The organism is Arthrobacter sp. BF1 (assembly GCF_056680215.1).
This window is the reverse complement of record NZ_CM155271.1, coordinates 2,156,321-2,181,021: the sequence shown is the minus strand read 5'-3', so window position 1 is coordinate 2,181,021 and position 24,701 is coordinate 2,156,321. Positions and strand designations below refer to the sequence as shown.

Genomic DNA, 24,701 nt, shown 5'->3' with positions numbered 1-24,701 from the left:
GCAGCAGAAGTTTTAGGGATCCCGATCGTCCTAGGACGATCGGGACGTCAGCCAGATCGTAAAGGCGATGATGACGCCGAGTCCTGCGATCCAGACGAAGAGGCCTTCGGCGACCGGGCCAAGGGAGCCCAGATCGGCGCCGCCCGGGGAGCCGTTGGATTCGATCTGCTTGAGGAAGGTGATGATGTCGCGCTTGCCTTCGGGCGTCACGTTCGCGTCACTGAAGACGGGCATGTTCTGCGGGCCGGAGACCATCGCTTCGTAGATGTGCTTGCCGGAAACGTCCGCGAGGGCCGGGGCGAACTTGCCCCGGGTCAGGGCGCCGCCGGCAGCAGCTGCGTTGTGGCACATGGCGCAGTTCACGCGGAAGAGCTCACCACCTGCGGCAGCGTCACCCTTTTCATCTAACAGGTGTTCCTCAGGAATTGCCGGGCCGGCACCCAGGGAAGCAACATAACCTGAAAGCTGGTGGGTCTGGGTGTCGTTGAACTGGGCAGGCTTCTTGTAGGCCTGGGGTCCGTTCATCTGCATCGGCATGCGGCCGGTACCGACCTGGAAATCGACAGCTGCTGCTCCGACACCGACCAGCGAGGGGCCGGCCTGGGTGCCGCTGGCGCCCATGCCGTGGCAGGTGGCGCAGTTCGCCTCGAAAAGCTTTTGGCCCTCGGCGGTGTCACTTGCGCTGTAGCTGGTGGTGGAAGCCTTCGCCTCGTTGACGGTGGTGGCAACGGCGTAGAGCCCCCCAGTGACGAGTAGTCCCATCAGTAGCAGCGCTATTACTGCGAGTGGGTGACGCCGCTTTTGCGAGAGAGCCTTCACGTGGTGGTTCCTTTATTCGATCCTGCGCCGGCTCCGTGAGCCGCTTCTTGAAATTCTGCCTCTTGTAGAAAAGGAATCAAAGCTTGACTACTTCAGTACGTAGATGACAAGGAAGAGTCCGATCCAGACAACATCCACAAAGTGCCAGTAGTAGGACGTGACAATTGCGGACGTCGCCTCAAAGTGGCCGAACTTCTTGGCCGCGAACGAGCGTCCGATAATGAAGAGGAAGGCTACGAGCCCGCCGATAACGTGGAGGCCGTGGAAGCCCGTGGTGATGTAGAAAGCCGAGCCATACGCGTTGGATGAGAGCGAGACGTGCTCTGACACAAGCATGGCGTATTCGGTGCTCTGGCCTGCGACGAAGATTGCGCCCATGATGAAGGTCAGGGTGAACCATTCGTTCATGCCCCACCGGGCGAACTGGAAAGTTCCACCCGTTTTGCGGGGCTGCAGCCGTTCGGCGGCGAAGACGCCCATCTGGCAAGTAAAGGAACTGGCCACGAGGACGATGGTGTTAACGAGCGCAAAGGGAAAGTTGAGCTTGGCTGTCTCTTCGGCCCACAGCTGTCCGCTTGTGGAGCGCAGTGTGAAGTACATGGCAAAGAGACCGGCGAAGAACATCAACTCGCTGGCAAGCCAAACAACGGTTCCTACAGAAACCATGTTGGGGCGGTTCAGCGTCGGGTGCGCCGGGGTACTGGGGGCATGGGTCGCAGATGTCACATAGACATTATGTCTATAAAAGTCCGTACTTCCCAACGCGAACCGCCTTTTCGGGGGACTTTTTCTACAAAGACGCGAAATCGCCCTGAAAAGTTCCCGGAGAGGTTCACATTGGTCAGGGCTTAGGCGGCTCGATAGCATCAGGAGGTGACTTCTCAGGCAACCGCGCCGGCGGACAGCAACACCTGGCCCCGGCTCATCTCAGCGCTCATCACCGGCACCGACCTCACAGCGGACAACACCGCGTGGGCCATGGACAGGATTATGTCCGGTGAGGCGACGCCATCCCAGATAGCCGGATTCCTTGTTGCCCTCAGCGCCAAGGGTGAAACCGTTGATGAAATTTCAGGCCTGGTGGAGGCGATGCTGCGCCACGCCACGCCCATCAGCATCCCCGGGGAAAAGCTGGACATTGTGGGCACTGGCGGCGACCAGCTCAACACCGTCAACATCTCCACCATGGCAGCCCTGGTGGCAGCCGGCGCAGGGGCAAAGGTTGTCAAGCACGGCAACCGTGCAGCTTCGTCATCCTCCGGCTCCGCCGACGTCCTGGAGGCTCTGGGCGTCAGGCTGGACCTCCCGGTGGATCACGTGGCACGCAATGCGGGGGAGGCCGGCATAACGTTCTGTTTCGCGCAGGTCTTCCACCCCTCCTTCCGCCATACCGCAGTACCGCGCCGGGAACTGGCAATCCCCACTGCCTTCAATTTTCTGGGGCCGCTGACCAATCCCGCCCAGGTGCAGGCATCCGCTGTGGGCGTTGCCAATGCCAGGATGGCTCCGCTTGTTGCCGGTGTCCTGGCCCGGCGGGGGAGCCGCGGCCTTGTTTTCCGGGGCGACGACGGGCTGGACGAACTGACCACAACGGGGCCATCCACGGTCTGGGAGATCCGTGATGGCGCCGTCACGGAGTTGACCTTTTCACCAGCCGATCTCGGCATCCGTCCGGCGACTGTGCAAGAACTCCGCGGCGGAGACGCCAAAGCGAACGCCGCCGTCGTGCGTGATGTCCTGGCCGGAAAGGCCGGAGCGGCACGGGACGCCGTGCTGGTCAATGCGGCGGCCGGACTGGTGGCATTCGATGCCACGGCGGATGGTCCGTTCCTGGACCGCATGCGTTCAGCGTTGGGCCGTGCTGCAGAATCGATCGACTCGGGTGCCGCCGCCACTGTCCTGGACAAGTGGGTCGCACTCACCCGGCCTTAGCGGCTTCTCAACCAAGAATGGCGGGCCCGGCTGATTTGCCGGGCCCGCCATTTTTCGTTCAGCGACGTGCTACTGCTCGAAACCCAGCGCAAACGCGGCGTCGAGGTCGTGCTGGGAGTATGCGCGGAAGGCGATGTGGGTGCTGGTGTGCACCACCGCCGGAACCTTCGAGAGTTTGTCGGCAATGACATCGGCAAGATCCTCGTGGCGGGCCACGCGGGCGACGGCGATCAGATCCCACTCTCCCGTCACGGAATAGACCTCGCTGATTCCCTGGATCGCAGAAATCTCCTCGGCGGTTTCCGGGATGCGTGCGGCGTCGGTCTTGATCAGAACGAATGCGGTGATCACTGGTTCAATCCTTCCGGATCTGTAGGCCGTAGCGGTGCCCCGGCAAATCTCTGTGGTCTTGCCAGCCTATTACATGGCCGCACCGGTGAGGCCTGGTGGCGGCGCGTGCCCTGTGCGGCGTCAGGACTTCCGTAGCCTGCGCACGAGCGCCAGGAGTGCACGGTAGCCCACCAGGAACAACCCCAGGCTGAGGAGCGCCACAATGACGAACGCCAGTACCACTGTCTGGCCCGTTACTGCACGCAGGATCATGCCGCCCGCAACCGCTCCGAGCCAGACTGCCACGCCCGTGGGGAGTGACAGGGGGCGCCGCCAGGCCCTGGCCGCGAGCCAGGCGAGGGCGGCGCCGGCGAGGAATGGCCAAGCCGTGAGGAAGACCCCGATGATGACGTCAGAACGCTGGTGCGCGTCCCTCCCAATCGCGGCGAAAACGAGGATCAGGACGGCGTCGGCCAGCGCGGCGGCCGCTATGGCGGGCGCGCTGCCGCGGACGGATTGCTGCCGGGTGGGGGAACTCATAGCTTCGAGCCTAGCGCGGTTGGCCGCCCGCGCAGGTACTACTGCACCCGGCGTACCAGCCAGTTGGCCTCCCACCGGACGTGGTGCTCTTCCTCCGTGTCCCACTCAACCAACACATGCGTGACCGTATAGGCGATGGCGTTTCCGATAATTGAACGCACCCTGACGGGAGCCGGCCTGAGCATGATCACAGGCCTGCCCGGGGCGTCTTGTAGTGCTTGCTCCCGGGATTGGGGGTTGAGGGTCTGCAGCATATGACGTCCTAAAGCCAGGAACCGAACAATGCCGCTGTCTCCATCTAACGGAAAGATCGACACTGACCTGCCCAGTGATGCGTGGGTAGCAGACATCCCAGCGTGCCGCCATGCAACGACACTAAGGTTCCGGCGTCCTCTCAGCATCCGTAGGATGTACCCGACTTTTCCGCGCAGACTACTTGTTCCGACAATGGTTTTCAGACGTTATTTGGCGGGGCGCCGGCAAGGTCGCGATGCCGCTTTTCCTACCCACGCCAAGGCGTCTGGCCGCGCCTGAACCGTCGGAATAGGATGATTTGATTCCGTTCCACATAAGGAGTGGTTTTGATGGAAGCTGCTGAAATCCGCCAGCTTTTCCCCGGGCTCCAGGACACCATCTATTTCAACACGGCAAGCGTGAACGTCGGCTCCACGCCGGCACGTGAAGCCTATGAACGGGCCGTTGGGCTTTGGGCTTCGGGCCGCTTTGACTGGACCGAGGCGGAACGGGCGGGGGAGGACGCCCGGGCCTCCTTCGCAGCGATAATCGGTGCTGCAGCCGGGGAGATTGCCATCGTTCCGGCGGTGAGCGCGGCAGCCGGGATAGTGGCGGCCAATCTGCCTCCAGCGAAGCGTGGAGAGAATGTGGTGGTGGCCGCGAACGAGTTCACCTCCAACTACTACCCGTGGCTCATGCTCCGGGAGCGTGGCTACGAAGTGCGCACGGTGGCGCCCGGGGGAGGGGGAATGTCGGCCGAGGAGTTCAGTCAAGCGGCCGACGGCGGTACGCGCCTTCTCGCTGTGAGTGCAGTTCATTCGGCAAATGGATATCGCACCGACCTGAGTGCCATCAGCAACGTAGCGGCAAACTCCGGAGCCTGGCTGTTCGTCGATGCCTGCCAGGCAGCCGGGGCCGTTCCGTTGAACGTTGTGCGCGACGGAGTCGATTTCCTTGCCTCGGCGAGCCACAAATTCCTGCTTGGCTCCAGGGGAATGGGCTACCTCTATGTCAATCCCGGCCTGCTGCACCGAATCCAGCCGATTGGCCCCGGGTGGAAGGCAGCCCGAAAGCCGGCAGAGAGCTTTTATGGTCCAGCCATGGACTTGTCACCTACTGCCTCGAAGCTCGATACCTCGCTGGCGTGGTTTCCTGCCATGGCCGAGAAGGCTGCACTTAGCATCTTTAGCCGGTTCGGCACTGACAGGCTGCTGGACCGCAATTCGCAACTGACGCTGCGCCTGCAGGACGCGCCCTCGGCGCAAGGCTTGTCCTTCCATCGCTTCCCGGACGAGAACCGCTCAACCATCGTGTCCGTACAGGTCGGCGATACCGAAGCAATCCTGGCTCGCTTTCACCAGGCCAACGTACGTGCCGCCGTCCGTGCCGGAAACATCCGCCTGTCCGTACATTTCTATAACTTGGAGGAAGAAATCGATCGAGTGGCCGAGCTGATCGGCCGTTCTTAGGTGTCGAAACCTTCAGGGCAGCCGGTGCTTGGAAGTGCGGTGGGTGCCGGATGGGGCAGGACCGGAAAAGGTTTACTTTACATAATGTAGATTATCGGCGTTATTTACCATCTGCTGAAGCGGGCAATTCGTGACCGTTCCGCAAACAGTTGCGGCCCGCACCGAACCGTACTTCTGCAGGCCAGGCCATTGTCATATCCCTGATGCTCGCCAAGAATGAACCAATGACGGTCTACTTGCGCTCACTGGAAACTGCTGTCCCGCCGACTGTGCTGATCCAGGCCGAAGCTCGGGACGTCTTCGCAGCTCAGCCTGGCCTGACCCGGCTGGGCTCGCGCCTGGTGAGCACGTGCTTCGATTCGGCGGCCATCGACACCCGGCACACTGCGGTCGAAGAAATGACCATGGCCTTCCGTTCGGACGATCCGCAATTCTTTGATCCGGCCACGGGCCTTCTACTGAATCCGTCCACCAAGGTGCGCAATGAGATCTTCGCCGAGCAGGTTACGAAGCTCTTCATCGAGTCTGCGCATGCTGCCCTCGACGCCTGCCCGGATCTCACATTACTTGACATAACTCATGTCATTACCGTTTCCTGCACAGGATTCTTCAACCCTGGTCCCGACTACAAGATTGTCCGGGCGCTGGGCCTGGACCCTGCTGTCCAGCGGTATCACCTCGGATTTATGGGCTGTTACGCTGCCTTCCCGGCGCTGCGGGCCGCCAAATCGTTCTGCGAGGCGGATCCGCACGCCGTGGTGCTGGTGGTTTGCGCTGAGCTCTGCTCCCTGCACGTGCGGACGTCCAACGATCCGGACACCATCATGGGTTCCGCACTGTTTGCCGACGGCGCGGCCGCGGCCATCGTCACCGCCCGGAACCCTCCGGATGCACCGGCACTCCTCCAGCTGGACCACTTCGAGACAGTCCTGACTCCGGTGGGTGAAGAGTCCATGGCGTGGAACATCGGTGACCACGGCTTCGAGATGGTCCTGGGCAATTACGTGCCGCACATTATCGATGACCACATCATTGGTGCGCTCGAACCGCTCCTGTCCCGCGACCAGTCGCTGCTTGGCCTCCCCTACCGCGATATCCGCCACTGGGCCATTCATCCCGGCGGCCGGAGCATCCTGGACAAGGTCCAGTCGCGCCTCGAACTCACCCACGAGCAGCTGGTCCCCGCACGGGAGACGCTGCGGAGGTTTGGCAACATGAGCAGCGCCACCGTGTTGTTCGTTCTTAAGCACATCCTGGAGCAGCCGCCGATGGACGGCGATGAACGTATCTGCTCCATGGCGTTCGGTCCGGGTCTCACTGTGGAAACCGGGCTCTTCACCAAACTCCGCCAAGCCGGCGGGCCTAAATCCGCGGCCGAGCCAAGCAACGTACGCCGCGAGGTACGGATCGAGGACCGGGCGGCGGCAGCCTCACGGGCCTGATCCGGTGGTGCTGATGCAGCGCCGGGCGGCGGATGTTGTCGAACTGATGGATGCGCCCGACTGCGATCCCGTAAAACTGGACCGGACATACCGGCAGTTCGGGCTGGTCAACCGCCTCTTTTCCGGCTGGCGGCTGCTTTACGTCCGGGAACTGCGGCCCCTGCTTTCCGCAAACACCGTCACCACCGTCCTAGACATCGGCAGCGGCGGAGGTGACCTGGCAAGGCTGCTCGCGCAGTGGTCCCAACAGGACAAACTGAAGCTCGACGTCACCGGCATCGACCCGGACAGCAGAGCCCACAGCTTTGCAGCCAGCCGCCCCCACAACTCGAACGTCAGGTTCCTGCAGGCAGGCAGCGGCGAACTGGTCCGCGAGGGGCGCCTGTTCGACGTCGTGATTTCCAACCATGTCATCCATCACCTGCAGCCGCCGGAGGTGGCACAGTTCCTTACAGACTCGCAGGCGTTGGCACGGCGGATTTGCCTCCATAATGACCTGCGCCGAAGCATCGCAGCCTACGGCCTGTTTTCACTCGCGGCACTGCCTTTCCGCGGGTCCTTTATCCGCTCCGACGGCCTGGTCTCCATCCGGCGCAGCTACACACCGGCTGAACTTACTGCCGCCGCTCCCCCGGGCTGGCGCGTCCAGCCCCACCGCCCCTTCCACCAGGTCCTCGTCCATCGTCCGGGGGACCAGCCCTATGACTGACGTGGTGATCGTGGGCGGCGGGCCGGTGGGGCTGTACCTCGCTGCCTTGCTTCTCCAGGGAGGGGTGAAGGTCCGGGTCCTGGAACAGCGTCTCCAGCGTGAACAGCATTCCCGCGCCATCGGCATCCACCCGCCTGCCCTCGAGGCCCTGGACAAGGTGGGCGTGGCCGGCGCCATGGTGGATGCCGGCGTGCCGATCCGCAGCGGAACTGCGCTGAGCCGGGGCAGTACCGTCGGCTCGATGTCGTTCGCCACCGTGTCGGACCGCTTTCCATTTGTGCTGTCCCTCCCCCAATTCACGACGGAATCCATACTTGAACAGCGCGTTCAGGACCTGGACGGCACCGCCCTGATCCGGGGAGCCCGGGTTACGGAAGTAACGGACGACGGCGGTCTGGTCACCGTTGCGGTTGCGGCACCGGACGATGGTGGTGCCGGTAGGCAGCTGAGCGCACCACTTCTTGTTGCCGCGGATGGGGCCCGGTCATCGGTGCGCAGCCTGCTGAACGTCGCGGTGAGCACAAAAGCGTATCCAGACCACTACGTCATGGGTGATTTCGCGGCGGATGGTGATCACGAGGAGCAGGCCGTCCTCTACCTGGAAGCCGAAGGGATCGTGGAATCCTTCCCCCTTCCCGGTGGGCTCCGCCGGTGGGTGGTCCGCACGAACAGGCCTGCCTCCAACCTGGACGCCGGCGGACTGTCCCGGCTGGTTCACCGCCGCACCGGGGTCCGGCCTGATCCGGCGACGAACACCATGCTGAGCGCCTTCAGCCCGCGGTCGTCGGTGGCGTGCAGCGTCGTCGCGGGGCGGGCCGTGCTCGTCGGCGACGCAGCACACGAAATCAGTCCCATTGGCGGGCAGGGCATGAACCTCGGCTGGCTCGACGCCGCAGAGTTGGCGCCGATTATCTGTGCAGCCTTAGCGGGCAGGCCCGTCGGCAATGACCTCCATGACTATGCCTCGCGGCGCCGGAAAGCCGAACGCCGCGCGCGCTGGCAAGCGGGGGTGAACATGTCCTTGGGCCGCCCGGTGGCGCTGCCCCTTCTGGGCCTACGCAATCTGGCGTTCGGCACGGTGGCCGGACTTCCGCCCGCGAACAGGCTGGTGGCCCGGCGCTTCACCATGCAGTGACCCCCGCGCAGCACGGCTTTGGCTCAGGAATTCAGGAAGTAGCAGTCGTAACTGTCCTGTGTGACGATCAGGCCCTCGCGGACCTCAAAAACTGACGACGTCCGGGCCTGAATCGTCTCGCCGGCGTCCCAGTATTTCAGGTCCATCAGGACGGTCGCCGACCAATCCGCCTCCAGGACAACACGGCCACCCTCGCAGGTGGTGCGCCGGATCTCGAACTTCTGGTTGGCTACCACCTCGCCGCTTTGGTCGGCGCCCGCAAGCACCTGTTCCCGAGTACGGGCGGACCCTTCGGGAGCGAGCAGATGCGGCGCCTCGCACAGCCGAAAGTCCGCCGCGAGGAAGGGCTTGATGGCGTCGCCGCCGCCTCCGGCCTCGAGGGTCCGGACAAAGTCCAGGACGCGTTCCAGTGCTTCGGGTTCCGACGGGTTCAGGTCTGCCATGGCATCGACACTAGCCGACCCGCCCGCTGCCGCAGGTCTGCTGCCGGTTAGGCTTTCCCCATGATTGCCGTATCGCCGCTCACTCCGTTTACGCCTGCGCAGCTCCGAGAGCGGGTCCAGGGGATCCTTGCCGCAGGTGCCTTGCCGCCCATCGTGCAGGCCGGGCATCCCGTGCTTCGCCAGCATGCCGCCGCCGTCGAGGGCCAGATCAGCGACACCGAGCTCAACCAGCTGATAGTACTCATGCGCAATGTCATGCATGAGGCGCCGGGCGTAGGACTTGCTGCTCCCCAGATTGGGATTCCGCTCCAGCTGGCGGTCCTTGAGGACCAGTTCGACGTCGACCCGGAGGCGGCGGCAATGCGGCACCGCACGCCGCTGGACTTCCTGGCCGTCCTCAACCCGCGTTATGCGCCCTTGGGCACCGAAACGGCGGCCTTCTTTGAGGGGTGCCTCTCGGTCAGCGGACTGCAGGCTGTGGTGGTGCGCCACGAGCGGGTGCTGCTCCAGTATGAAACCCCTGAAGGCCGGGGCACGGAGCAGGCGTTCGAGGGCTGGCAGGCCCGGATCGTCCAACACGAAACCGATCATGTGCAGGGCACCCTCTACGTGGACCGTGCCGAGCTGAGGTCCTTGAGCAGCAATGCCGAGTATGCGGCGAACTGGGCTGAGCCGGGCATTGGCAAGGCCCGCGCCGCCTTGGGATTCCTGCCCGGGCATCCCTGAGGGTTGGCCGTTTACCCCAGCGGTACCTCGGCGGGGTTCGCGGCTGTTGGAAGGAACCGGGACCACCAGCGGAGGACGTGCTCGAACCGCTGCAGCCGGTGCAGCGGCCGTCCTGACCGTGAAAGTTCGTGGTCTTCACCAGGGAATATCAGCAGTTCAGCTTCCACTCCGTGCCTCTTCAACGCCGTGTAGTACCGCTGGCCCTGTTCCAACGGGCAACGAAGGTCATTTTCGCTGTGGATCACCAAGGTTGGTGTACGGACCTGAGCTACGTGGCCGAGCGGGCTCTGCGCAGCCATAGCATCCGCAGAGTCGCCGAGATACTCGCCGCCGAAGTACCAGCCAATATCGGCAGAGCCCTCAAAACTGATCGGGTCCAGGAATCCCCGCTCCACGATGGCGGCCTGGAATCTGTGATGGTGCGCGATGGTCCAGGCGGTGAGGTAGCCGCCGTACGAGCCGCCCATGATCCCCAGCCGCCCGGCGTCGAGCGCGGGAAATTTCGCCAGCGCGCCGTCGAGGAACGCCAGCACGTCTTGCATGTCATCCGTCCCAAACCGACCCTTGATGGCCAGCCCGTGGTCCCTGCCATAGCCTGCGGAGCCCCGCGGATTACACATCAGCACCGCGTACCCGGCCGCCACGTACACCTGGGCCTCGTCGAACAGAGTCACGTTGTATTGGGTAAACGGTCCGCCGTGGATGTTCAGCAGGACGGGGTGGGGTCCCTGACCGGCGGGCCGCAACACCCAGCCGTGCACCGGATAGCCGTCGGGCGCGTCAAAGGTGACTTCCTGTGGCACCACGATGTCTGTCCTGGTCCGCAGGTCAGCCGAAAAGTCCGTCAGGATCCGCAACTGTCCGTCCTCCAGCACGGCAAGGTCCCCGCTGGTGGAAGGGTCGGCAAAAGCCACGAACAGCGAGCCGCCCGCCCACGCGGCTCCGGTCACGGTTTTGTCCCCGTGCACCGGCAACGAATGGCCGCCTGTTGCCCCCAACTCGAGGAGCTCCACGGTGCCTTGCGCATTGTTAAGGACCAGGGCGCGGTCCGGACCGCGAAGTTCAATCCGGCTGCCCGGCGCGGAAACGTCCATCATCTCCGGGTCCGTCAACGGCACCGGCTCGCCGCCTCCGCCGGGCACGCAGAACAGCACGGCATTTTGCGCCACAAAATCCCTCCCGGAAGCGCCCAGGTCCCGGGCAGTGTAGAACAGCCATCGGCCGTCCTTGGATTCGCGGACGTCCACCACTGACTGCGCCGTCGTGGCGGCCAGTTCAACAGCCACGGGCTCGCCTCCCGCGCCTGGCACCCGGTAGATGGCGGTGGCCAGTCCGTCGTCGTCGGCCGGGAGCGATGCTGTGAAATAGACCGCGGACCCGTCCGCGCTAAAGGTCCCGGTGCCGGCATCCGTGGCCAGCGAGGTTAGTTGGCGGGCTTCAGGCCGGGGCGCACCAGGCTCGCCCCCGAGCTCGGGGACCTCTACGACAAACAGCTGCCGGGGCCTGTCGCGTGTGTAGCCCACGCCGTTAAGCCTGTACTGGTGAGTGGAAATCAGGCGTGGCCTTTCTGCCTCGGCCGCGACGTCAGCAGCGGTGCCGTACCGTCCGGCCTCCGGCTCGCGCGAGCTGAAAACTATCCGGTGTGCGTCAGGAGACCACGAGAAAGTCTCCACACCCAGAAGCCTGTCGCTGATCACCTGCGGTTCGCCGCCGTCGGCCTCCACCACCCAAAGCTGCGCCTTCGACGTCGGCCCGTCGGTCCGCAGGAACGCCAGCACCAGTCCGTCTGGCGAAAAGGCCGGAGCGGTGTCCCGGAAGCCCCGGGTGATCCGACGCGGCAGCTTCTCCTGATCCAACTGGACAGTCCACAACTGACCGACATATGAATCAACGTTCAGATCCGGCCTGTTCACCGACACAACAGCGCGGCTTCCGTCCGGATGCACTGCCGGCGGCGAAACGGAATTCAACAGCGATAGGTGTTCTGGCTTCACCCACGTGAGCCTAACCTGCGCCAACCCACAGCGGACAGCGGCGCGTCGCGCCATGTGCGTCGGACCATGCCCGGCGACGGGTCCGGCACCGCCCTAAGATAGTGGCTATGCCGTCCTCCCCTCCCCCTCTGCTGCGCTGCCCGCTGTGCGGCGCCCCGTTGACGGTCCGTTCCCTCGCCGGGGAAGGGTCCCGTCCAGCACTGATGTGCGGAGCCGGGCACAACTTTGATGCGGCCAAGCAGGGGTACTTCAACCTGCTGGTGGGCAGGGGCACAGTGTTCGAAGCTGACTCGGCGGACATGGTGGCGGCCCGGTTCAATTTCCTCGACGCCGGCCACTACCGCCCCTTGGCTGAGGCCGTCGCAGCTGCCGTCGCCGCCCAGGTCTCCGCCGGGACACCCTTCACGGTGCTCGATTCGGGAACCGGGACCGGCCACTACCTGCGGGCAGTGCTCGACGTCGCCAGGCGGGTCAGCGACGACGTCACCGCCGTCGCGCTGGACATCTCCAAATTCGCTTTGCGGCGCGCCGCCCGCCTCAACCCGGAAGCCGTCAATCTGGCCTGCGACGTGTGGCAGCCGCTACCGGTGGCGGACGCCGCCGTCGACGTGGTGACTGTCATCTTTGCGCCCCGCAACGCCGCCGAATTTGCCCGGGTCATGCGCCCCGGCGGCCGGTTGGTGGTGGTGACGCCGCGGCCGGGGCACCTGGCGTCCCTGGCCGCTCAAACCGGGATGCTGGCGATAGAAGAGGAGAAGGATGCCCGGCTGGCAGAGTCCCTGGCCCCCTACTTCCTCCCGGAATCAGCCCGCGACGTTGATATCCGGTTGATGCTGACCCCGAGTGAGATGGCTGACCTGGCGTTTATGGGCCCGGCGGGGCATCATCTGGTCCGGGCAGCAATTGCCGCCAAACTGAACATTTCAGAGCCGTCCTCGGCGGTGGAAGCCCTCTTCAGGATCACGGTCTTCCGCCCGGGGGAGCCTGCCGCGTAACGACTTGGCCACGTTCGGCGGCCCCCTTCCCCGCCACCTGCCGTGCGGCATTCCGGCGGACTAGGATAAATAGACAGCTACCGGATGGTCAAGGGGGACGGAATGTTTGAATGGCTCGGTGAAAACTGGTGGGCTTTGTGGCTCACGGCTTTCCTCGCATTCGCGGTGATCGAGATGATCACCCTTGACCTGTTCTTCATCATGCTCGGCGGCGGAACACTCGCTGCCATCGTTGCGGATTTTGCCGGCGCAGACCTGTGGCTGCAGATCGTGGTTTTCTGTGTGGTGTCCCTGCTGATGATCGCTTTTGTCCGCCCGGTCGCCCTCAGCCACTTGAAGAAGGGCCCCGCCGAACAGCGCACCAATGTGGACCGGCTCATCGGCGAGCAAGCCCTGGTGATGGAAGCAGTCAGCTCCACCGGCGGCCTGGTCAAAATCGGCGGCGATGTGTGGAGCGCCCGGTCCGCCGGCGTTGTACTCCCCGCCGGCCAAAAGGCCGTGGTTTCAGCCATCGACGGTGCCACAGCCGTGGTGACCGCACCGCAGGAGCAGACAGACCCGTCGTAGTTTTAACGTCGCTAACAGTGTTGGATACAGCCTAATTATTGGGGATAGGGAGATGTATGGATAACGCAGGAGGAGTCGCCTTGGCCATTGTGCTGGTGGTCCTAATCGTGTTCGTGATTATTGTTCTGGTCCGTTCGGTGCGGATCATTCCGCAGGCGAGGGCCGGCGTCGTTGAACGCCTTGGTAAATACCAGCGCACCCTCAACCCGGGACTCACCATCCTGATCCCGTTTGTGGACCGGCTCCTGCCGCTCCTGGACCTCAGGGAACAGGTGGTCTCCTTCCCGCCGCAGCCGGTTATCACCGAAGACAACCTGGTGGTCTCCATCGACACGGTGGTCTACTTCCAGGTCACCGATCCGCGCGCGGCCACTTATGAAATCGCCAACTACATCCAGGCCGTGGAACAGCTCACCACCACCACCCTCCGTAACGTCGTTGGTGGCTTGAACCTCGAAGAGGCACTGACCTCCCGCGACCAGATCAACGGTCAGCTGCGCGGTGTCCTGGATGAGGCCACCGGCCGCTGGGGCATCCGCGTTTCGCGCGTCGAGCTGAAGGCCATTGATCCGCCCCACTCGATCCAGGACTCCATGGAGAAGCAGATGCGGGCCGAGCGCGACCGCCGCGCTGCGATCCTCACCGCGGAAGGCACCAAGCAGTCGGCCATCCTGACGGCCGAAGGCCAGCGGCAGGCATCGATCCTCGCGGCAGAAGGTGACGCCAAGGCGGCCATCCTCCGCGCGGACGGTGAAGCACAGGCCATCCAAAAGGTCTTCGACGCCATCCACAAGGGGAACCCCGATCAGAAGCTGCTCGCCTACCAGTACCTGCAGACACTCCCGAAGCTTGCGGAAGGGTCCTCCAACAAGCTGTGGATCATTCCCAGCGAAGTCGGGGAAGCACTGAAGGGCATCGGCAACGCGCTCGGGGGTACCAATCCTGATCCGCGCACCGGTGGCGGACTCTTCGACGAGGAACCCGCCAAGCAGCCCTGAGGCCGACCCGGAATTATTTCGGGTAGTGGCCGCGCCGCCATTGAGGCGGTGCGGCCATTACCTTTTGCTACCCAGGCCCGCTGCCTCGTTTGGTAGCGGGGACTCCGACCGGTATAATTGAGTGTTTGTCCGGCCGGACCAGATCCGCTGGAACAAGAATGCTTCGCAATGCGTTGAATCTAAAGATGCATCACAGTGCACACAGTAGTCCGGGGCGGTTGTATTGCACCGGCTTGCGTGGGGCCCTTGCTCCGCGAACCGACCAGAGGGAGAAAACATGAGCGATCGCAGCCTGCGGGGTATGCGGCTTGGCGCGCAGAGCATGGAGACCGAGTCCGGCGTAGAGCCGGCCCCGCGTCAGCGTGTGGAATACCGGTGCGAGGACGGCGAGCAGGTTTTCGTCACGTTCTCTTCCGAGGCTGAAATTCCTCCTGTGTGGGTTTCCAAGACTGGCAAAGAAGCGCTCCTGGTAGACGGCGAACGGCCCGATACCAGCAACGAAAAAGCTGTCCGTACCCACTGGGACATGCTCCTGGAACGGCGTTCCCTCCCGGAGCTGGAGCAGATTCTCGAGGACCGGCTGACCATCCTGCGCGAACGCCGCGGTGAACGGCGCAGCGCCTGACCCACTGGCGGTCACAGCCTCTCTGACCGAGGCACACTGAACAAGTTAAAAAAGGGCCGGCCCGGCAACGTAATTCACGTCGCCGGGCCGGCCCTTTCTGTATTCCCCGCAAGTTCCGTTGAGGAGAGCTCCCTGGGAGCGATCCCGCTGCCTTGCGAAGCGGACCGGGGGTCAGCCCTGGGCCGGCTCCTTCTTGCCCCGGAGCTTATTCCAGCGTGCCTGCAGGCCCCAGCGGGTGACGTTGATCATGGCCTCAACCACAATGTTGCCGCTCATTTTGGAGGCGCCCAGCTCGCGTTCAACGAACGTGATGGGTCGCTCCTCAATCCTGAGGCCCATCTTGGCTACCCGCCATGCCAGATCCACCTGGAACCCATAACCCACCGAATCGACCGCGTCGAGGTTGAGTTTTTCCAACGTGGACCTCCGGAAGGCACGGTAGCCACCGGTGACGTCCTTGATCTTCAGGCCCAGCATGAGCCTTGCGTAAGTGCTGCCAACGCGTGAAATCGCCTGCCGGTACAGCGGCCAGTTGACCACGCTGCCGCCCGGGACCCAGCGGGAGCCCATCGCCAGGTCGGCGCCCTGTTCGACGGCTTCCAGCAGCTGGGGCAGTTGTTCGGGCTGGTGGGAGCCGTCGGCATCCATTTCCACCAGGACTTCATAGCCAGCCTCAAGGCCCCACTTGAACCCGGCAATGTAGGCGGCGCCCAGGCCCTCCTTGCCCTTGCGGTGAAGGACGTGAACCTGTGCGTCATCGGCGGCGATGCTGTCCGCCAGTTGCCCGGTACCGTCCGGGCTGTTGTCGTCCACCACCAGTACGTCCGAGGCGGGTACGGCTGCCCGCAGGCGCTGGAGGGTCTTGGGCAGCGATTCCAGCTCGTTGTAGGTCGGAATAATGGTAAGGACGCGCACTAAGGGGCCTTTCCTGGACGGGAGCGGTCGGAGCACCTGATCATCAGCTGAGCAGCTGGCTGGCAGGCGCAACTACCCATTATAGGGCGCTGACCTGCGTATCGGATCAGGAACGCAGAGCCGGACTGGAAAAGAGCTCCTGGCCGTCCCTGACGGTCTGCAGGCAAACGGGGTCGGTGCCGGTGTCCAGCGCAGGAAGCAGCGGCGTGCGGGCCCTCGGATCCGTGCTCCACGACTGGACGCGCCCGTCCGACACCTGGACCATCAGTTCTTCAACGTCCCAGACGGCGAAACTCGCCGGCGCGCCGGGAACCAGCTGTCCGGCCATCGGGTTCTGGTACTTGGCCGCACGCCAGCCAGCCCGCGTGTGTCCCAGGAAGGCTGCTCGCGCAGAGATCTGTTCGTTATGGTTGTGGTGTTCCAGGCACGCACGCACACTCGACCAGGGCCGTAGCGGCGTCACCGGGCTGTCGCTGCCAAAGCAAATGGGAACGCCGGCGGAATAGAACGAGGCGAATGGATTCATGGACCGGCTGCGGTCGCCGAGGCGCTGCTGGTACATCCCGCCGTCGTTCCCCCAGGCCGCGTCGAAGCGGGGCTGGGCGCTGACCGTGACGGCGTACCGGGCAAGCTGCTGGACGGCGTTGGCGTCTGCCAATTCCACGTGTTCGAAACGGTGGCCCGCAGCACGGATCCGCTGCTCCCCCACTTCCGCAGCGGCGAGCTCCAGTGCCTCCAGTGCGGCGTCGAGCCCGGCGTCGCCAATGACATGGAAACCACCCTGGATGCCCAGGAGGGAGCAGGCTGCCAGGTGGGCACCGGCCTGCGCGGCGGTGACGTACAGGCTGCCCCGCTCCCCCGGCACGTCTGTATAGCCTTCCCGCAAAGCTGCCGTCCGGGAACCCAGGGAACCGTCAATGTTCAGGTCACCGGCAAGGCCGCGCACAGGGACGCCGAGACCGTCCAGCAGTTGCCTGGCGTGTTCCTCCGAGGTGGCCAGTTCGCCCCAGTACGGCAGCACCTCCGGCACAGCTCCCTCAGCGGCGTCAATGTTCCATGCGGCGGCGAGCCGAAGATCGGCGACTCCGCTGATGTGGGGCGCCGCCATCTCCGCGACGGCCACATAGCCGTTTTCAGCCGCCTCCTTGAGTGCCCGTTGCTGGTAGCTGCGGACACGGGAGTCGGGCAGGCGCCGCGCCTGCTGGCGCGCCGCAGTGTGCGCGGCGCGCAGGACCCGTGCACCCGAGTCATAGCCGTCGAGGCCGGCCAGCCCGGCGTCACCGGCAAGTGACGAGGACACCAGGGCCGAATGCGCGTCCACCCTGGACAGGAAGACAGGACGGCCGCCGGCGGCCTGCTCCAGTTCTTCGGCTGTGGGCAGGGCGGGATCTTCCCAGGCCGAATCATCCCAGCCGTGACCCAGGACCGGGCTCTCACCCCGGGAGGCAGCCACGGCGTCGAGGAGCTGCCGGGCGGAACGGACACCGCCAAGTTGCAGGGCATCCAGCGCAATACCGGTCTCCGTGAGGTGTACGTGCGAGTCCACAAACCCCGGCGCGACGAGGGCACCGCGGAGATCGATGATCTCCATGGAGGAGTCGGCAATCGAGGACGCTGCCTGTTCGGATCCCACCCAGGCAACGGTGTCGCCGTCCACCACCATGGCGGTGGCCAGCGGATCCGCTGCGGAGTACACCGAGCCGTTGCGGTACAGGATTACCTTCCGTTCGGACGGGGTGTGCACGGTGGATCGTTCAGTCATGGGGCAAAGCTCCTGGATAAGGGACGCAGCAAATGCTGCCGGTACATGAAAACTGCATTTTTGGAATGGCCTGCTGGCTGTTGCCTCAGAGGACCGAGGAGTAAGCCACAACGCCGCGGCGGATCAGGGAAATGGCTTCCGAACACAGCCGGGCCAGACGCGGATCCAAGCCGGGAATTTTGGCCAACTGGTCCAGGAGATCGATGACCTGCTTGACCCAGCGCACAAAGTCACCTGCCGCCAGGTCCGTGCCGTTCAGCACCTCCTGGAGGTGCCGGCCCTTCGCCCACTTGTACATGGGCCACACCAGCCCCAGCTCCGGTTCACCGGTCAGCGGCAGCTTCTTTTGTTCTTCCACGTCTTCCAGTGCCGACCATTCACGGACTACAAGGTCCACCGACATTTCGAGGGAGATGCTCGGCATCCGCGGGCGGAGGCCCCTGTCCTCGCGTTTGGCCTGGTAGACCAGCACGCTCGCCAGGGCGGCAACCTCGACGGCGTCGAGGTCATTGAAGGCGCCCAGACGCAGCGACTGGGAGATCAGAAGATCCTTCTCGCCGTAAATCCGGCGGAGGCGCTGGCCGTCGGTGCTGATGGACAGGCGACCATCCGCGCCGGCCTCAAGGTAGCCATAGGCGGACAGTACGTCGCACACCCGGTCGAAGGTCTTGGCGATGGTGTTGGTGCGGCCTTGGATCTGGCGGACCAGACCATCCGTTTCACGGCGCAGTTTCCACCAGCGCTCGGACCAGCGGGCATGGTCCTCACGCTCGCTGCAGCCATGGCACGGGTGGGCCCGGAGTGCCCGGCGCAGATCCGTGATCCGTTTCTCCTGGTTGGGCATGACACTGCCCAGTCCAAAGTCCGTGCTCCGGCCGGGCGCCGGCGGGCGGTTTTCGCGCAAGGCATTACGCGCCGACGAGGCGAGGTCGCGGCGGGACTTGGGGACTTTGGCGTTGAACGCCTTGGGAATCCGAATCCGGGTCAGCGGAGCAATGGGGCCTTCCAGGTCTTCGGTGCCGATCCGGCGAAGCTGGTTATCGAGTGTCAGGACTGCCGGCCGTGGCTCCCGGCCGCTGTGGTCCGAACTGAGCACAACGGCCAGCCCGGGAGCCCGCCCTCCCGGCACGTCCACCACGTCACCGGGCATCAGCCGGGCCAAGGAGTCCTCGTTCAGGGACTTCCGGGCGCGTGACTTGGTGCGTGAGGTGACGTCTTCGGCGTCGGACAGTTCGCGGCGCAGCCGGGCGTACTCGGTGAAATCGCCCAGGTGGCATGTCATGGATTTGGCGTACCCCGTGAGGGACTCTTCCCTGCTGCGCACCTGCTTGGCGAGGCCCACCACGGAGCGGTCCGCCTGGAACTGCGCGAACGAGGACTCGAGGATTTCCCGGGCACGGGACCTGCCGAACTGGGCCAGCAGGTTGATGCTCATGTTGTAGGTGGGCCGGAAACTGGAATTCAGCGGGTACGTCCGGCGTGAGGCAAGGCCTGCCACCGCCGCCGGGTCCGTACCTGGCTGCCAGAGGACAACGGCATGGCCCTCGACGTCGATGCCCCGGCGGCCCGCCCGGCCGGTCAGCTGGGTATATTCGCCCGCAGTGATGTCCACGTGGGCTTCGCCGTTGAATTTGTCCAGCTTCTCCAGGACCACAGAGCGGGCTGGCATGTTCACGCCCAAGGCGAGAGTTTCAGTGGCGAAGACAGCCTTAACGAGCCCCTCGACGAAGAGTTTCTCCACCACTTCCTTGAAGGTGGGCAGCATGCCCGCGTGGTGGGCGGCGAATCCCCGCAGCAGGCCTTCCCGCCATGTCCAGAAGCCGAGGATGTCCAGGTCATCGGACGGGATGTCCTGCCCGGCCTCGTCAACGCGCTGGGCGATGATCCGCTGCTCCTTCTCCGTGGTCAGCCAGAGACCCGAGGAGACACACTGGGCCACGGCGGCGTCGCAGCCGGCCCGGGAGAAAATGAACGTGATGGCGGGCAGCAGGTCCTGCCGGTCCAGGCTGGCGATCACCTGGGGCCGGCTGGCTCTCCGGGCGGCGCCGGGCTGGGCCCCCTGTGTAGGGCGCCCGTCCGACCGCTGCCTCTGCTGCCGCCGCTGGCTTCGCCCACCGTGGCCGAACCGCCCACGGAAGCTCTCCTGGCTTTCGCTGCGGGCCATGGCCAGCAGGTCAGGATTGACTTCGAATCCCCGGCCGGCGGCGCCACCGCCCGTGGTGGAATCCCGTCCCGGCTCCAACTCTTCCCGAACCGGCATGGGTGCACCTGTCTCAGCGTCCGCCGGCGGCGCGATTTCGTCGAAGGTGGTTTCACCGGCGAACAGGTCCACGATCTCCCGCCCCACCATCACGTGCTGCCACAGGGGCACGGGCCGGTGCTCTGAGACGATGATGTCCGTGTCGCCGCGCACGGTGTCCAGCCACGCGCCGAACTCCTCTGCATTCGAAACCGTGGCGCTGAGTGAGACGACCTGGACTTCGCTGGGAAGGTGGATGATCACTTCCTCCCACACTGCGCCGCGGAAACGGTCCGCGAGGTAGTGGACCTCATCCATGACCACAAAGCCAAGGTCGTCCAGGGTGGCGGAGTCGGCGTACAGCATATTCCGGAGTACTTCGGTGGTCATCACCACCACCGGGGCGTCGCCGTTGATGCTGGTGTCACCGGTCAGGAGCCCGACATTCTCTGCTCCGTATTTTTCAGCGAGTTCGGTGAATTTCTGGTTGCTCAGCGCCTTGATGGGCGTGGTGTAGAACGCCTTGAGGTTGCGCTCCAACGCGAGGTAAATGGCAAATTCCCCGACGATGGTTTTGCCGGCGCCGGTCGGTGCGGCCACCAGCACTCCCCTGCCTTCCTGGAGGGACCGGCAGGCGAGGCGCTGGAATTCGTCGAGTTCAAAATCGAGGGTGCGGACAAACCCGCCGAGGTACGTGCGCGCCTCGGCTGTGCGTTCCGTGCTGGCCCGGTAACTTTCGGAGGGCGAGAGCGGCCCGGAAATAGAGGACATGCTTCAAGCCTAGTGCGCTGCGCGCTACAGGTTATTCAGTTCACTGCCGGGGGTGGGGATGTCGGCTGTTGCGTCCGTCTCGGCGGCCCGTTTGGCCTGCCGCTTGTCTTTGCGATTGTCGTTGACAATACACAGCCCGATCGCGGCGAAAAACAGGACCAGCAGCGGAGCAGCCAGCAGGAACATGGACAAGGCGTCCGTCCCTGGTGCGGCCAGGGCGGCCAGGACGAAGACCAGGAAGACGATGATCCGCCAGGCTTTGAGGATGGTCCGGCCCCGCACCACGCCCGCCATGTTGATGCCCACCAGAATCACGGGCACCAGGAACGAAATGCCCAGGATCAGCAGCATCTGCGTGGCGAAGGTGAGGTAATCGGTGGCGGAAATGTTGTTGGCACCGGTCTGCGGCGTGAACTGGAGCAGGGCCCGCACTACCGTGGGGAACACCAGCCAGGCCACAAATACGCCGGCAAGGAACAAGGGTACGGCGGCGGCCATAAAGCCGAGCGTGTAGCCCCGTTCCTTCCTGGTCAGCCCGGGGGTGATGAACGCCCAGACCTGATAGATCCACACCGGGCTGGAAATCACCAGCCCGATCTGGATGGCGATCTGGATCTTGAACGCGAACGGGTCCGCGATGGTTGCAAAGTTAAGGACCGCCGTCCTGCCGGTCTCCTGCGCGATGGAAATCAGCGGAGCCGACAGGCTGGTGACGACGGGGTCGTAAAGGAACCAGCCGCCCACGGCAGCGACCAGCACAGCAATTGCCGATTTAATCAGCCGGTTCTTGAGCTCTTTGAGGTGATCCCAAAGTGCCATCCGCCCCTCTGGGTTGGATTTACGGCCCCGCGTCAGTGCCACTTTGCGTTATGCGCGGTTCGACGGCGGAACGTCGGTGCCGTTGGTCGGCTCACCGGGCTGAGTCGGTGCAGGATTCGCCTGCGGGTGATTAACGATCTTGCCTTCCACGGGTCCTGACTCGGTGTCGGTGGAATCGGCCTTGCCGTCGTTCTTCATTTCCTTGACTTCGGATTTGATGATCCGCATGGACTGCCCAAGGCTGCGGGCCATGGCAGGGAGTTTCGGCGCAGCAAAGAGCAACAGCGCAACGACGATGATAATGACAATTGGCCACGGGCCATCAAAGAGTCTTCCCACGGGAATTCCTTTCCTCTAACAACATCCTACGTCTAACTGAGATCCAGATCGCGAAGTGACTGGGGCTGGCCCCGATCGCTCTTTCGCTGCACGCGCCTCTGGCGGCGGTTCTCCCGGCGGGATGACTTGGATGCGTCGTAATCATGTCGCATCTGGGCGGGCGAGGCAAAAACGGCGGCGCCCGGCTGATCGGCCGTGGCATGCTGCAGCTCGCTGGTGGCGGAGGCCATGACCGGTGCCAGGTGCCCGAGCTTGGTACTGGCGGCGCCAAGGTCCTTCAGTACGGCCATGGCCTGGCGGTACAGCCGGATGCCCAAAAGGACATAAAAGAGTAGGGACACCGCAACAAGCGCTATCCAGATCAGGATCCAAGACCACCAAGGCATGCTGACGAGTCTAACTGCCGTACCGCGCGAGGGCCGCCTCGATCCAGCTCCGCGCTGCAGCCGCAAGCCCTGAAGGTTCGAGAATCCGGGCGGCGCCGCCATGCTGTGCCACGAACATGGGCAGCCAGGTGGTGTTGCCGAACCGGATTTCGGCCACCAGCCCCCCGCCCGGCAGGGGCGCCACCCTTTCCGCATAGTAATCATCGGCAAGGCCCGCGCCCTGTCTGGTGAGCTGCACCAGGACGGTGATGTCGTCGTCGTTGGGCGTGAACAACTTGGCCGGGAAACCTTCCTCAGGCCGGACCTGTGTGGAGGCGGGCCGGCCGTTCGGCGCAATCGATTGGACCCGGTCCAGCCTGAAGTTCCGCAAACCCCCGGCAGAGTGGCAGTACGCCTCGAAGTACCAGGTGTTGTCCAGGGAGTACAGGCGGAGTGGGTCCACGTCCCGTTCGGAAAACTGGTCCCGCTGGGGGGACAAATAGACCAGCCGCAGTTGGGACCGGTCCTGGATGGCGTTCCGGACGACGTCCAGGACGGCCGAATCCGTGGGCCCGACTTCCGGACCTGCCAGCGAGGCCGCGCGCAGCCCCTCCTCCCCCGCCGCTGCCATCAGCTTGAGGGTGACGGACTCCAAGGCGCCGCCCTCGGCAAGTTCAGGCAGGCCGTTGAGTGTCTCCAGGCCGGTCAGGAGGGCGCAGGCTTCGTCCACGGTGAAGCGGACGGGCCGGGTAAGGTCCAGATCCTGGGTGATGAAAACGTGGCCTTCCTCCCAGTGGATGTCCAAAAGGTCATCCGGGTACCCCTCAGGCAGCCCCGAACAGATGAGTATCCGGAGGTCACTTTCCAGCTCGCCGGGTGTGATCCCGAAGCGTGCGGCGACGTCCTGGATGTGCAGGCCCTGGTTGTGGACCAGGAACGGCACCAACTGCAGCATCCGTTTGAGCTGGTCCTCAGAGGTACGTTTCCGGACGGACCGGCCGGGTGGGGAGTCGGCAAACCGGTAGTCCGGCACCGGAGCGGCGGAGAAGGCTGCAGCGTTGTGCAGGCGGTGCCGCACGGCCGCCACCAGTCCTTCGGGCTCACGGGCCACGGCGTCCGGACCGTAGGAGGCCAGCTCCTCGGCAAGTACCTCAACGTCCCTGAAGTCCACCTGCAGCCGCTCGTCGCCGCCGTCGGGCGTTCCCGCGATGGTGGCGGCCGCCGGCGTCGCGCGCCTTCGCAGGCCCAGGAGACGGCCCTCCCGGACGTCCACGACGGCGGTGCGGAGCGGGAGTTCGGGAAGCCGGTCCAGTTCCTTACGGATGTTGAAGTTCGGCGGCGGCGAGTAGGTTTCTCTGTCCAACACGGAGACGGGACCGGTGAAGCGGGAGAGCCTGAAATGACGAGGCGCCTGGCGGGACCGGTCAAAGCCGGTCAGATACCACTGGCCAAAACGGCTGCCGAGGCCCCATGGTTCCACCGTCCGCTGCTCTTCCTTGCCCGTGGTACCGGCCAGGTAGGGGAAGCTGACCGGGTGCTGGGCGTGCATGGCCGCCACCACGTCATCGAACGCCTGTCCGGCCGGCCTGATCCGCGGCTGCACACCCAGGGGAAGTTCGACGTCGGAGAGCGTGCCGGAGGCCTGGAGCTTGCGGAGTGCGTTGGCAGCGGCGGTGCCCAGCGCGGCGCGCTCCCACAGCTGGGAAGCCAGGAGCAGGACCGTCCACTCCCCCGGGCTGAGCTGGACGTCGGGCAGGCGGTTTGATTCCTTGCCGATGCGATAGCGGGTGGTGGCCGGGTCATCCTCGCTCCACCCGTGGTCAGTCACGGTTTCCACATCAAAGCCAAACTGGCGAAGGTCGTTCTTATCCCGTTCAAACATCCGGCCGAACGCGACGTCGTTGCCGGAGGTATCGTGATAGACCTTCACCCGCAGCTCCGCGCGGCGCAGGCCATACTTGGTGTTCAAAAGGGCTATGAGCAGGTTCAGCAGGCGTTCAGTACGGGATACGGACACTCTGGCTACGTTACTAAACTCACCCGCGGAAAGCAGAAAGCGCGGCAACAACAGGAAAACAGCTCCTGATTGTTACCGCGCCTTCCGGCCTTTCGGCGACCTTACGGTGTTCCGGTCAGCGTACGCCGACGAGATCCACCACAAAGATCAGTGCTTCGTTGGGGCCGATTGCTCCACCGGCCCCGCGGGACCCGTAGGCCAGCTCGGAAGGAATCTCCAGGCGACGGCGGCCGCCCACCTTCATGCCCAGCAGGCCCTGGTCCCAGCCCTGGATGACCTGGCCGACGCCGACGCGGAAGTCCAGCGGCGCGCCGCGGCCCCAGGAAGCATCGAATTCCTCGCCGGTGGACCAGGCCACGCCGACGTAATGGGTGGAGACGGTATCGCCCTTTTTGGCCTCCGCACCGTCACCTTCGATCAGGTCGGTGATGACAAGTTCCGTGGGGACGTCACCCTGCGGGAAGTCAATTTCGGGCTTCTGGCGGTCGAAATCGCGCTGACCAAATGACATGGTTG

The 24,701-nt window shown here is 64.4% G+C and carries 25 protein-coding genes; 10 read left to right on the top strand and 15 right to left on the bottom strand.

Annotation, left to right across the window (positions count from 1 at the left end; all coding sequences use genetic code 11):
* Window positions 1–30: 30 nt before the first annotated feature.
* Window positions 31–819: a cytochrome bc1 complex diheme cytochrome c subunit gene (gene qcrC, locus AC1MCD_RS10225; RefSeq protein ID WP_498671625.1), complete on the bottom strand. Its 789-nt coding sequence runs from the start codon at window positions 817–819 to the stop codon at window positions 31–33.
* Between the two features lie 87 nt (window positions 820–906).
* Window positions 907–1,581, bottom strand: a complete 675-nt coding sequence (ctaE, locus tag AC1MCD_RS10220; protein WP_498671623.1) for an aa3-type cytochrome oxidase subunit III — start codon at window positions 1,579–1,581, stop codon at window positions 907–909.
* A 111-nt stretch (window positions 1,582–1,692) separates the two neighbouring features.
* Here ctaE and trpD point away from each other — a divergent pair, with 111 nt between their 5' ends.
* Window positions 1,693–2,751 carry an anthranilate phosphoribosyltransferase gene (gene trpD, locus AC1MCD_RS10215; protein WP_498671621.1) on the top strand — a complete coding sequence of 353 codons (1,059 nt, stop codon included), beginning with the start codon at window positions 1,693–1,695 and terminating at the stop codon, window positions 2,749–2,751.
* A gap of 69 nt (window positions 2,752–2,820) precedes the next feature.
* Here the strand turns inward: trpD and AC1MCD_RS10210 are convergent, their stop codons facing one another.
* The 3 genes from AC1MCD_RS10210 to AC1MCD_RS10200 form a co-directional block, all read right to left on the bottom strand.
* A complete protein-coding gene (locus AC1MCD_RS10210) occupies window positions 2,821–3,102 on the bottom strand; it encodes an Lrp/AsnC family transcriptional regulator (RefSeq protein WP_190988362.1) in 282 nt (93 codons plus the stop codon).
* A 120-nt stretch (window positions 3,103–3,222) separates the two neighbouring features.
* On the bottom strand, window positions 3,223–3,621 hold the full coding sequence (locus AC1MCD_RS10205) for a DUF3054 domain-containing protein (protein ID WP_498671619.1): 399 nt from the start codon (window positions 3,619–3,621) through the stop codon (window positions 3,223–3,225).
* 38 nt (window positions 3,622–3,659) lie between these two features.
* Window positions 3,660–3,875: a hypothetical protein gene (locus tag AC1MCD_RS10200; RefSeq protein WP_498671617.1), complete on the bottom strand. Its 216-nt coding sequence runs from the start codon at window positions 3,873–3,875 to the stop codon at window positions 3,660–3,662.
* A 330-nt stretch (window positions 3,876–4,205) separates the two neighbouring features.
* Here AC1MCD_RS10200 and AC1MCD_RS10195 point away from each other — a divergent pair, with 330 nt between their 5' ends.
* From AC1MCD_RS10195 to AC1MCD_RS10180, 4 genes are all read left to right on the top strand, one after another.
* Window positions 4,206–5,324: an aminotransferase class V-fold PLP-dependent enzyme gene (locus AC1MCD_RS10195; protein WP_498671614.1), complete on the top strand. Its 1,119-nt coding sequence runs from the start codon at window positions 4,206–4,208 to the stop codon at window positions 5,322–5,324.
* A gap of 224 nt (window positions 5,325–5,548) precedes the next feature.
* Window positions 5,549–6,766, top strand: coding sequence for a type III polyketide synthase (locus AC1MCD_RS10190; RefSeq protein WP_498671612.1), 1,218 nt, complete (start codon window positions 5,549–5,551; stop codon window positions 6,764–6,766).
* A 13-nt stretch (window positions 6,767–6,779) separates the two neighbouring features.
* The gene (locus tag AC1MCD_RS10185) at window positions 6,780–7,475 is read left to right on the top strand and encodes a class I SAM-dependent methyltransferase (protein WP_498678280.1); all 696 of its coding nucleotides are present in this window, start codon (window positions 6,780–6,782) and stop codon (window positions 7,473–7,475) included.
* On the top strand, window positions 7,468–8,610 hold the full coding sequence (locus AC1MCD_RS10180; RefSeq protein WP_498671610.1) for an FAD-dependent oxidoreductase: 1,143 nt from the start codon (window positions 7,468–7,470) through the stop codon (window positions 8,608–8,610). The genes AC1MCD_RS10185 and AC1MCD_RS10180 overlap by 8 nt, the downstream gene beginning before the upstream one ends.
* 23 nt (window positions 8,611–8,633) lie before the next feature.
* Here AC1MCD_RS10180 and AC1MCD_RS10175 read toward each other — a convergent pair whose 3' ends face one another.
* On the bottom strand, window positions 8,634–9,053 hold the full coding sequence (locus tag AC1MCD_RS10175; RefSeq protein ID WP_498671608.1) for a nuclear transport factor 2 family protein: 420 nt from the start codon (window positions 9,051–9,053) through the stop codon (window positions 8,634–8,636).
* 60 nt (window positions 9,054–9,113) lie between these two features.
* Between AC1MCD_RS10175 and AC1MCD_RS10170 the strand changes: the two genes are divergently transcribed.
* Entirely contained in the window at window positions 9,114–9,779 is a 666-nt protein-coding gene (locus AC1MCD_RS10170) for a peptide deformylase (RefSeq protein WP_498671606.1), read from the top strand.
* Window positions 9,780–9,790: 11 nt separating this feature from the next.
* Here the strand turns inward: AC1MCD_RS10170 and AC1MCD_RS10165 are convergent, their stop codons facing one another.
* Window positions 9,791–11,773 carry a S9 family peptidase gene (locus AC1MCD_RS10165; protein ID WP_498671604.1) on the bottom strand — a complete coding sequence of 661 codons (1,983 nt, stop codon included), beginning with the start codon at window positions 11,771–11,773 and terminating at the stop codon, window positions 9,791–9,793.
* Between the two features lie 107 nt (window positions 11,774–11,880).
* Between AC1MCD_RS10165 and AC1MCD_RS10160 the strand changes: the two genes are divergently transcribed.
* The 4 genes from AC1MCD_RS10160 (at window position 11,881) to AC1MCD_RS10145 (ending at window position 14,958) form a co-directional block, all read left to right on the top strand.
* Complete coding sequence (locus AC1MCD_RS10160; protein ID WP_498671602.1) at window positions 11,881–12,768, top strand: putative RNA methyltransferase; 888 nt, start codon at window positions 11,881–11,883, stop codon at window positions 12,766–12,768.
* 102 nt (window positions 12,769–12,870) lie between these two features.
* A complete protein-coding gene (locus tag AC1MCD_RS10155; RefSeq protein ID WP_498671601.1) occupies window positions 12,871–13,335 on the top strand; it encodes an NfeD family protein in 465 nt (154 codons plus the stop codon).
* A gap of 56 nt (window positions 13,336–13,391) precedes the next feature.
* A complete protein-coding gene (locus AC1MCD_RS10150) occupies window positions 13,392–14,333 on the top strand; it encodes an SPFH domain-containing protein (RefSeq protein WP_498671599.1) in 942 nt (313 codons plus the stop codon).
* Between the two features lie 277 nt (window positions 14,334–14,610).
* Entirely contained in the window at window positions 14,611–14,958 is a 348-nt protein-coding gene (locus AC1MCD_RS10145) for an RNA polymerase-binding protein RbpA (RefSeq protein WP_003802221.1), read from the top strand.
* Window positions 14,959–15,129: 171 nt separating this feature from the next.
* On the opposite strand, the gene AC1MCD_RS10140 is transcribed toward AC1MCD_RS10145, so the two are convergent.
* The 8 genes from AC1MCD_RS10140 to AC1MCD_RS10105 all read right to left on the bottom strand — a co-directional run bounded on the left by AC1MCD_RS10140 (window position 15,130) and on the right by AC1MCD_RS10105 (window position 24,696).
* Window positions 15,130–15,873 (bottom strand): polyprenol monophosphomannose synthase, encoded by a 744-nt coding sequence (locus AC1MCD_RS10140; protein ID WP_498671596.1) that lies wholly within the window; start codon window positions 15,871–15,873, stop codon window positions 15,130–15,132.
* Between the two features lie 106 nt (window positions 15,874–15,979).
* Entirely contained in the window at window positions 15,980–17,635 is a 1,656-nt protein-coding gene (locus AC1MCD_RS10135) for an amidohydrolase (protein ID WP_498671594.1), read from the bottom strand.
* Between the two features lie 85 nt (window positions 17,636–17,720).
* The gene (locus AC1MCD_RS10130; RefSeq protein ID WP_498671591.1) at window positions 17,721–20,645 is read right to left on the bottom strand and encodes a DEAD/DEAH box helicase; all 2,925 of its coding nucleotides are present in this window, start codon (window positions 20,643–20,645) and stop codon (window positions 17,721–17,723) included.
* A gap of 24 nt (window positions 20,646–20,669) precedes the next feature.
* Window positions 20,670–21,464 (bottom strand): twin-arginine translocase subunit TatC, encoded by a 795-nt coding sequence (gene tatC / locus AC1MCD_RS10125; protein WP_498671589.1) that lies wholly within the window; start codon window positions 21,462–21,464, stop codon window positions 20,670–20,672.
* Between the two features lie 48 nt (window positions 21,465–21,512).
* Window positions 21,513–21,803, bottom strand: coding sequence for a Sec-independent protein translocase subunit TatA (gene tatA / locus AC1MCD_RS10120; RefSeq protein ID WP_498671586.1), 291 nt, complete (start codon window positions 21,801–21,803; stop codon window positions 21,513–21,515).
* Between the two features lie 32 nt (window positions 21,804–21,835).
* The gene (locus tag AC1MCD_RS10115) at window positions 21,836–22,189 is read right to left on the bottom strand and encodes a hypothetical protein (protein ID WP_498671585.1); all 354 of its coding nucleotides are present in this window, start codon (window positions 22,187–22,189) and stop codon (window positions 21,836–21,838) included.
* A gap of 10 nt (window positions 22,190–22,199) precedes the next feature.
* Complete coding sequence (locus AC1MCD_RS10110) at window positions 22,200–24,185, bottom strand: helix-turn-helix transcriptional regulator (protein WP_498671583.1); 1,986 nt, start codon at window positions 24,183–24,185, stop codon at window positions 22,200–22,202.
* Between the two features lie 115 nt (window positions 24,186–24,300).
* A complete protein-coding gene (locus tag AC1MCD_RS10105) occupies window positions 24,301–24,696 on the bottom strand; it encodes an FKBP-type peptidyl-prolyl cis-trans isomerase (RefSeq protein WP_056340002.1) in 396 nt (131 codons plus the stop codon).
* Window positions 24,697–24,701 lie beyond the last annotated feature (5 nt).

Bases quoted from the DNA above. Each gene is read 5' to 3' on its own strand.
- AC1MCD_RS10155 (WP_498671601.1), top strand. From the start codon at position 12,871: ATGTTTGAATGGCTCGGTGAAAACTGGTGGGCTTTGTGGCTCACGGCT.
- AC1MCD_RS10130 (WP_498671591.1), bottom strand. From the start codon at position 20,645: ATGTCCTCTATTTCCGGGCCGCTCTCGCCCTCCGAAAGTTACCGGGCC.
- AC1MCD_RS10115 (WP_498671585.1), bottom strand. From the start codon at position 22,189: ATGCCTTGGTGGTCTTGGATCCTGATCTGGATAGCGCTTGTTGCGGTG.
- AC1MCD_RS10145 (WP_003802221.1), top strand. From the start codon at position 14,611: ATGAGCGATCGCAGCCTGCGGGGTATGCGGCTTGGCGCGCAGAGCATG.
- AC1MCD_RS10185 (WP_498678280.1), top strand. From the start codon at position 6,780: ATGCAGCGCCGGGCGGCGGATGTTGTCGAACTGATGGATGCGCCCGAC.
- AC1MCD_RS10135 (WP_498671594.1), bottom strand. From the start codon at position 17,635: ATGACTGAACGATCCACCGTGCACACCCCGTCCGAACGGAAGGTAATC.
- AC1MCD_RS10150 (WP_498671599.1), top strand. From the start codon at position 13,392: ATGGATAACGCAGGAGGAGTCGCCTTGGCCATTGTGCTGGTGGTCCTA.
- tatC (WP_498671589.1), bottom strand. From the start codon at position 21,464: ATGGCACTTTGGGATCACCTCAAAGAGCTCAAGAACCGGCTGATTAAA.
- AC1MCD_RS10170 (WP_498671606.1), top strand. From the start codon at position 9,114: ATGATTGCCGTATCGCCGCTCACTCCGTTTACGCCTGCGCAGCTCCGA.
- AC1MCD_RS10200 (WP_498671617.1), bottom strand. From the start codon at position 3,875: ATGCTGCAGACCCTCAACCCCCAATCCCGGGAGCAAGCACTACAAGAC.
- AC1MCD_RS10180 (WP_498671610.1), top strand. From the start codon at position 7,468: ATGACTGACGTGGTGATCGTGGGCGGCGGGCCGGTGGGGCTGTACCTC.
- AC1MCD_RS10160 (WP_498671602.1), top strand. From the start codon at position 11,881: ATGCCGTCCTCCCCTCCCCCTCTGCTGCGCTGCCCGCTGTGCGGCGCC.
- AC1MCD_RS10190 (WP_498671612.1), top strand. From the start codon at position 5,549: ATGACGGTCTACTTGCGCTCACTGGAAACTGCTGTCCCGCCGACTGTG.
- AC1MCD_RS10205 (WP_498671619.1), bottom strand. From the start codon at position 3,621: ATGAGTTCCCCCACCCGGCAGCAATCCGTCCGCGGCAGCGCGCCCGCC.
- AC1MCD_RS10175 (WP_498671608.1), bottom strand. From the start codon at position 9,053: ATGGCAGACCTGAACCCGTCGGAACCCGAAGCACTGGAACGCGTCCTG.
- AC1MCD_RS10105 (WP_056340002.1), bottom strand. From the start codon at position 24,696: ATGTCATTTGGTCAGCGCGATTTCGACCGCCAGAAGCCCGAAATTGAC.
- AC1MCD_RS10195 (WP_498671614.1), top strand. From the start codon at position 4,206: ATGGAAGCTGCTGAAATCCGCCAGCTTTTCCCCGGGCTCCAGGACACC.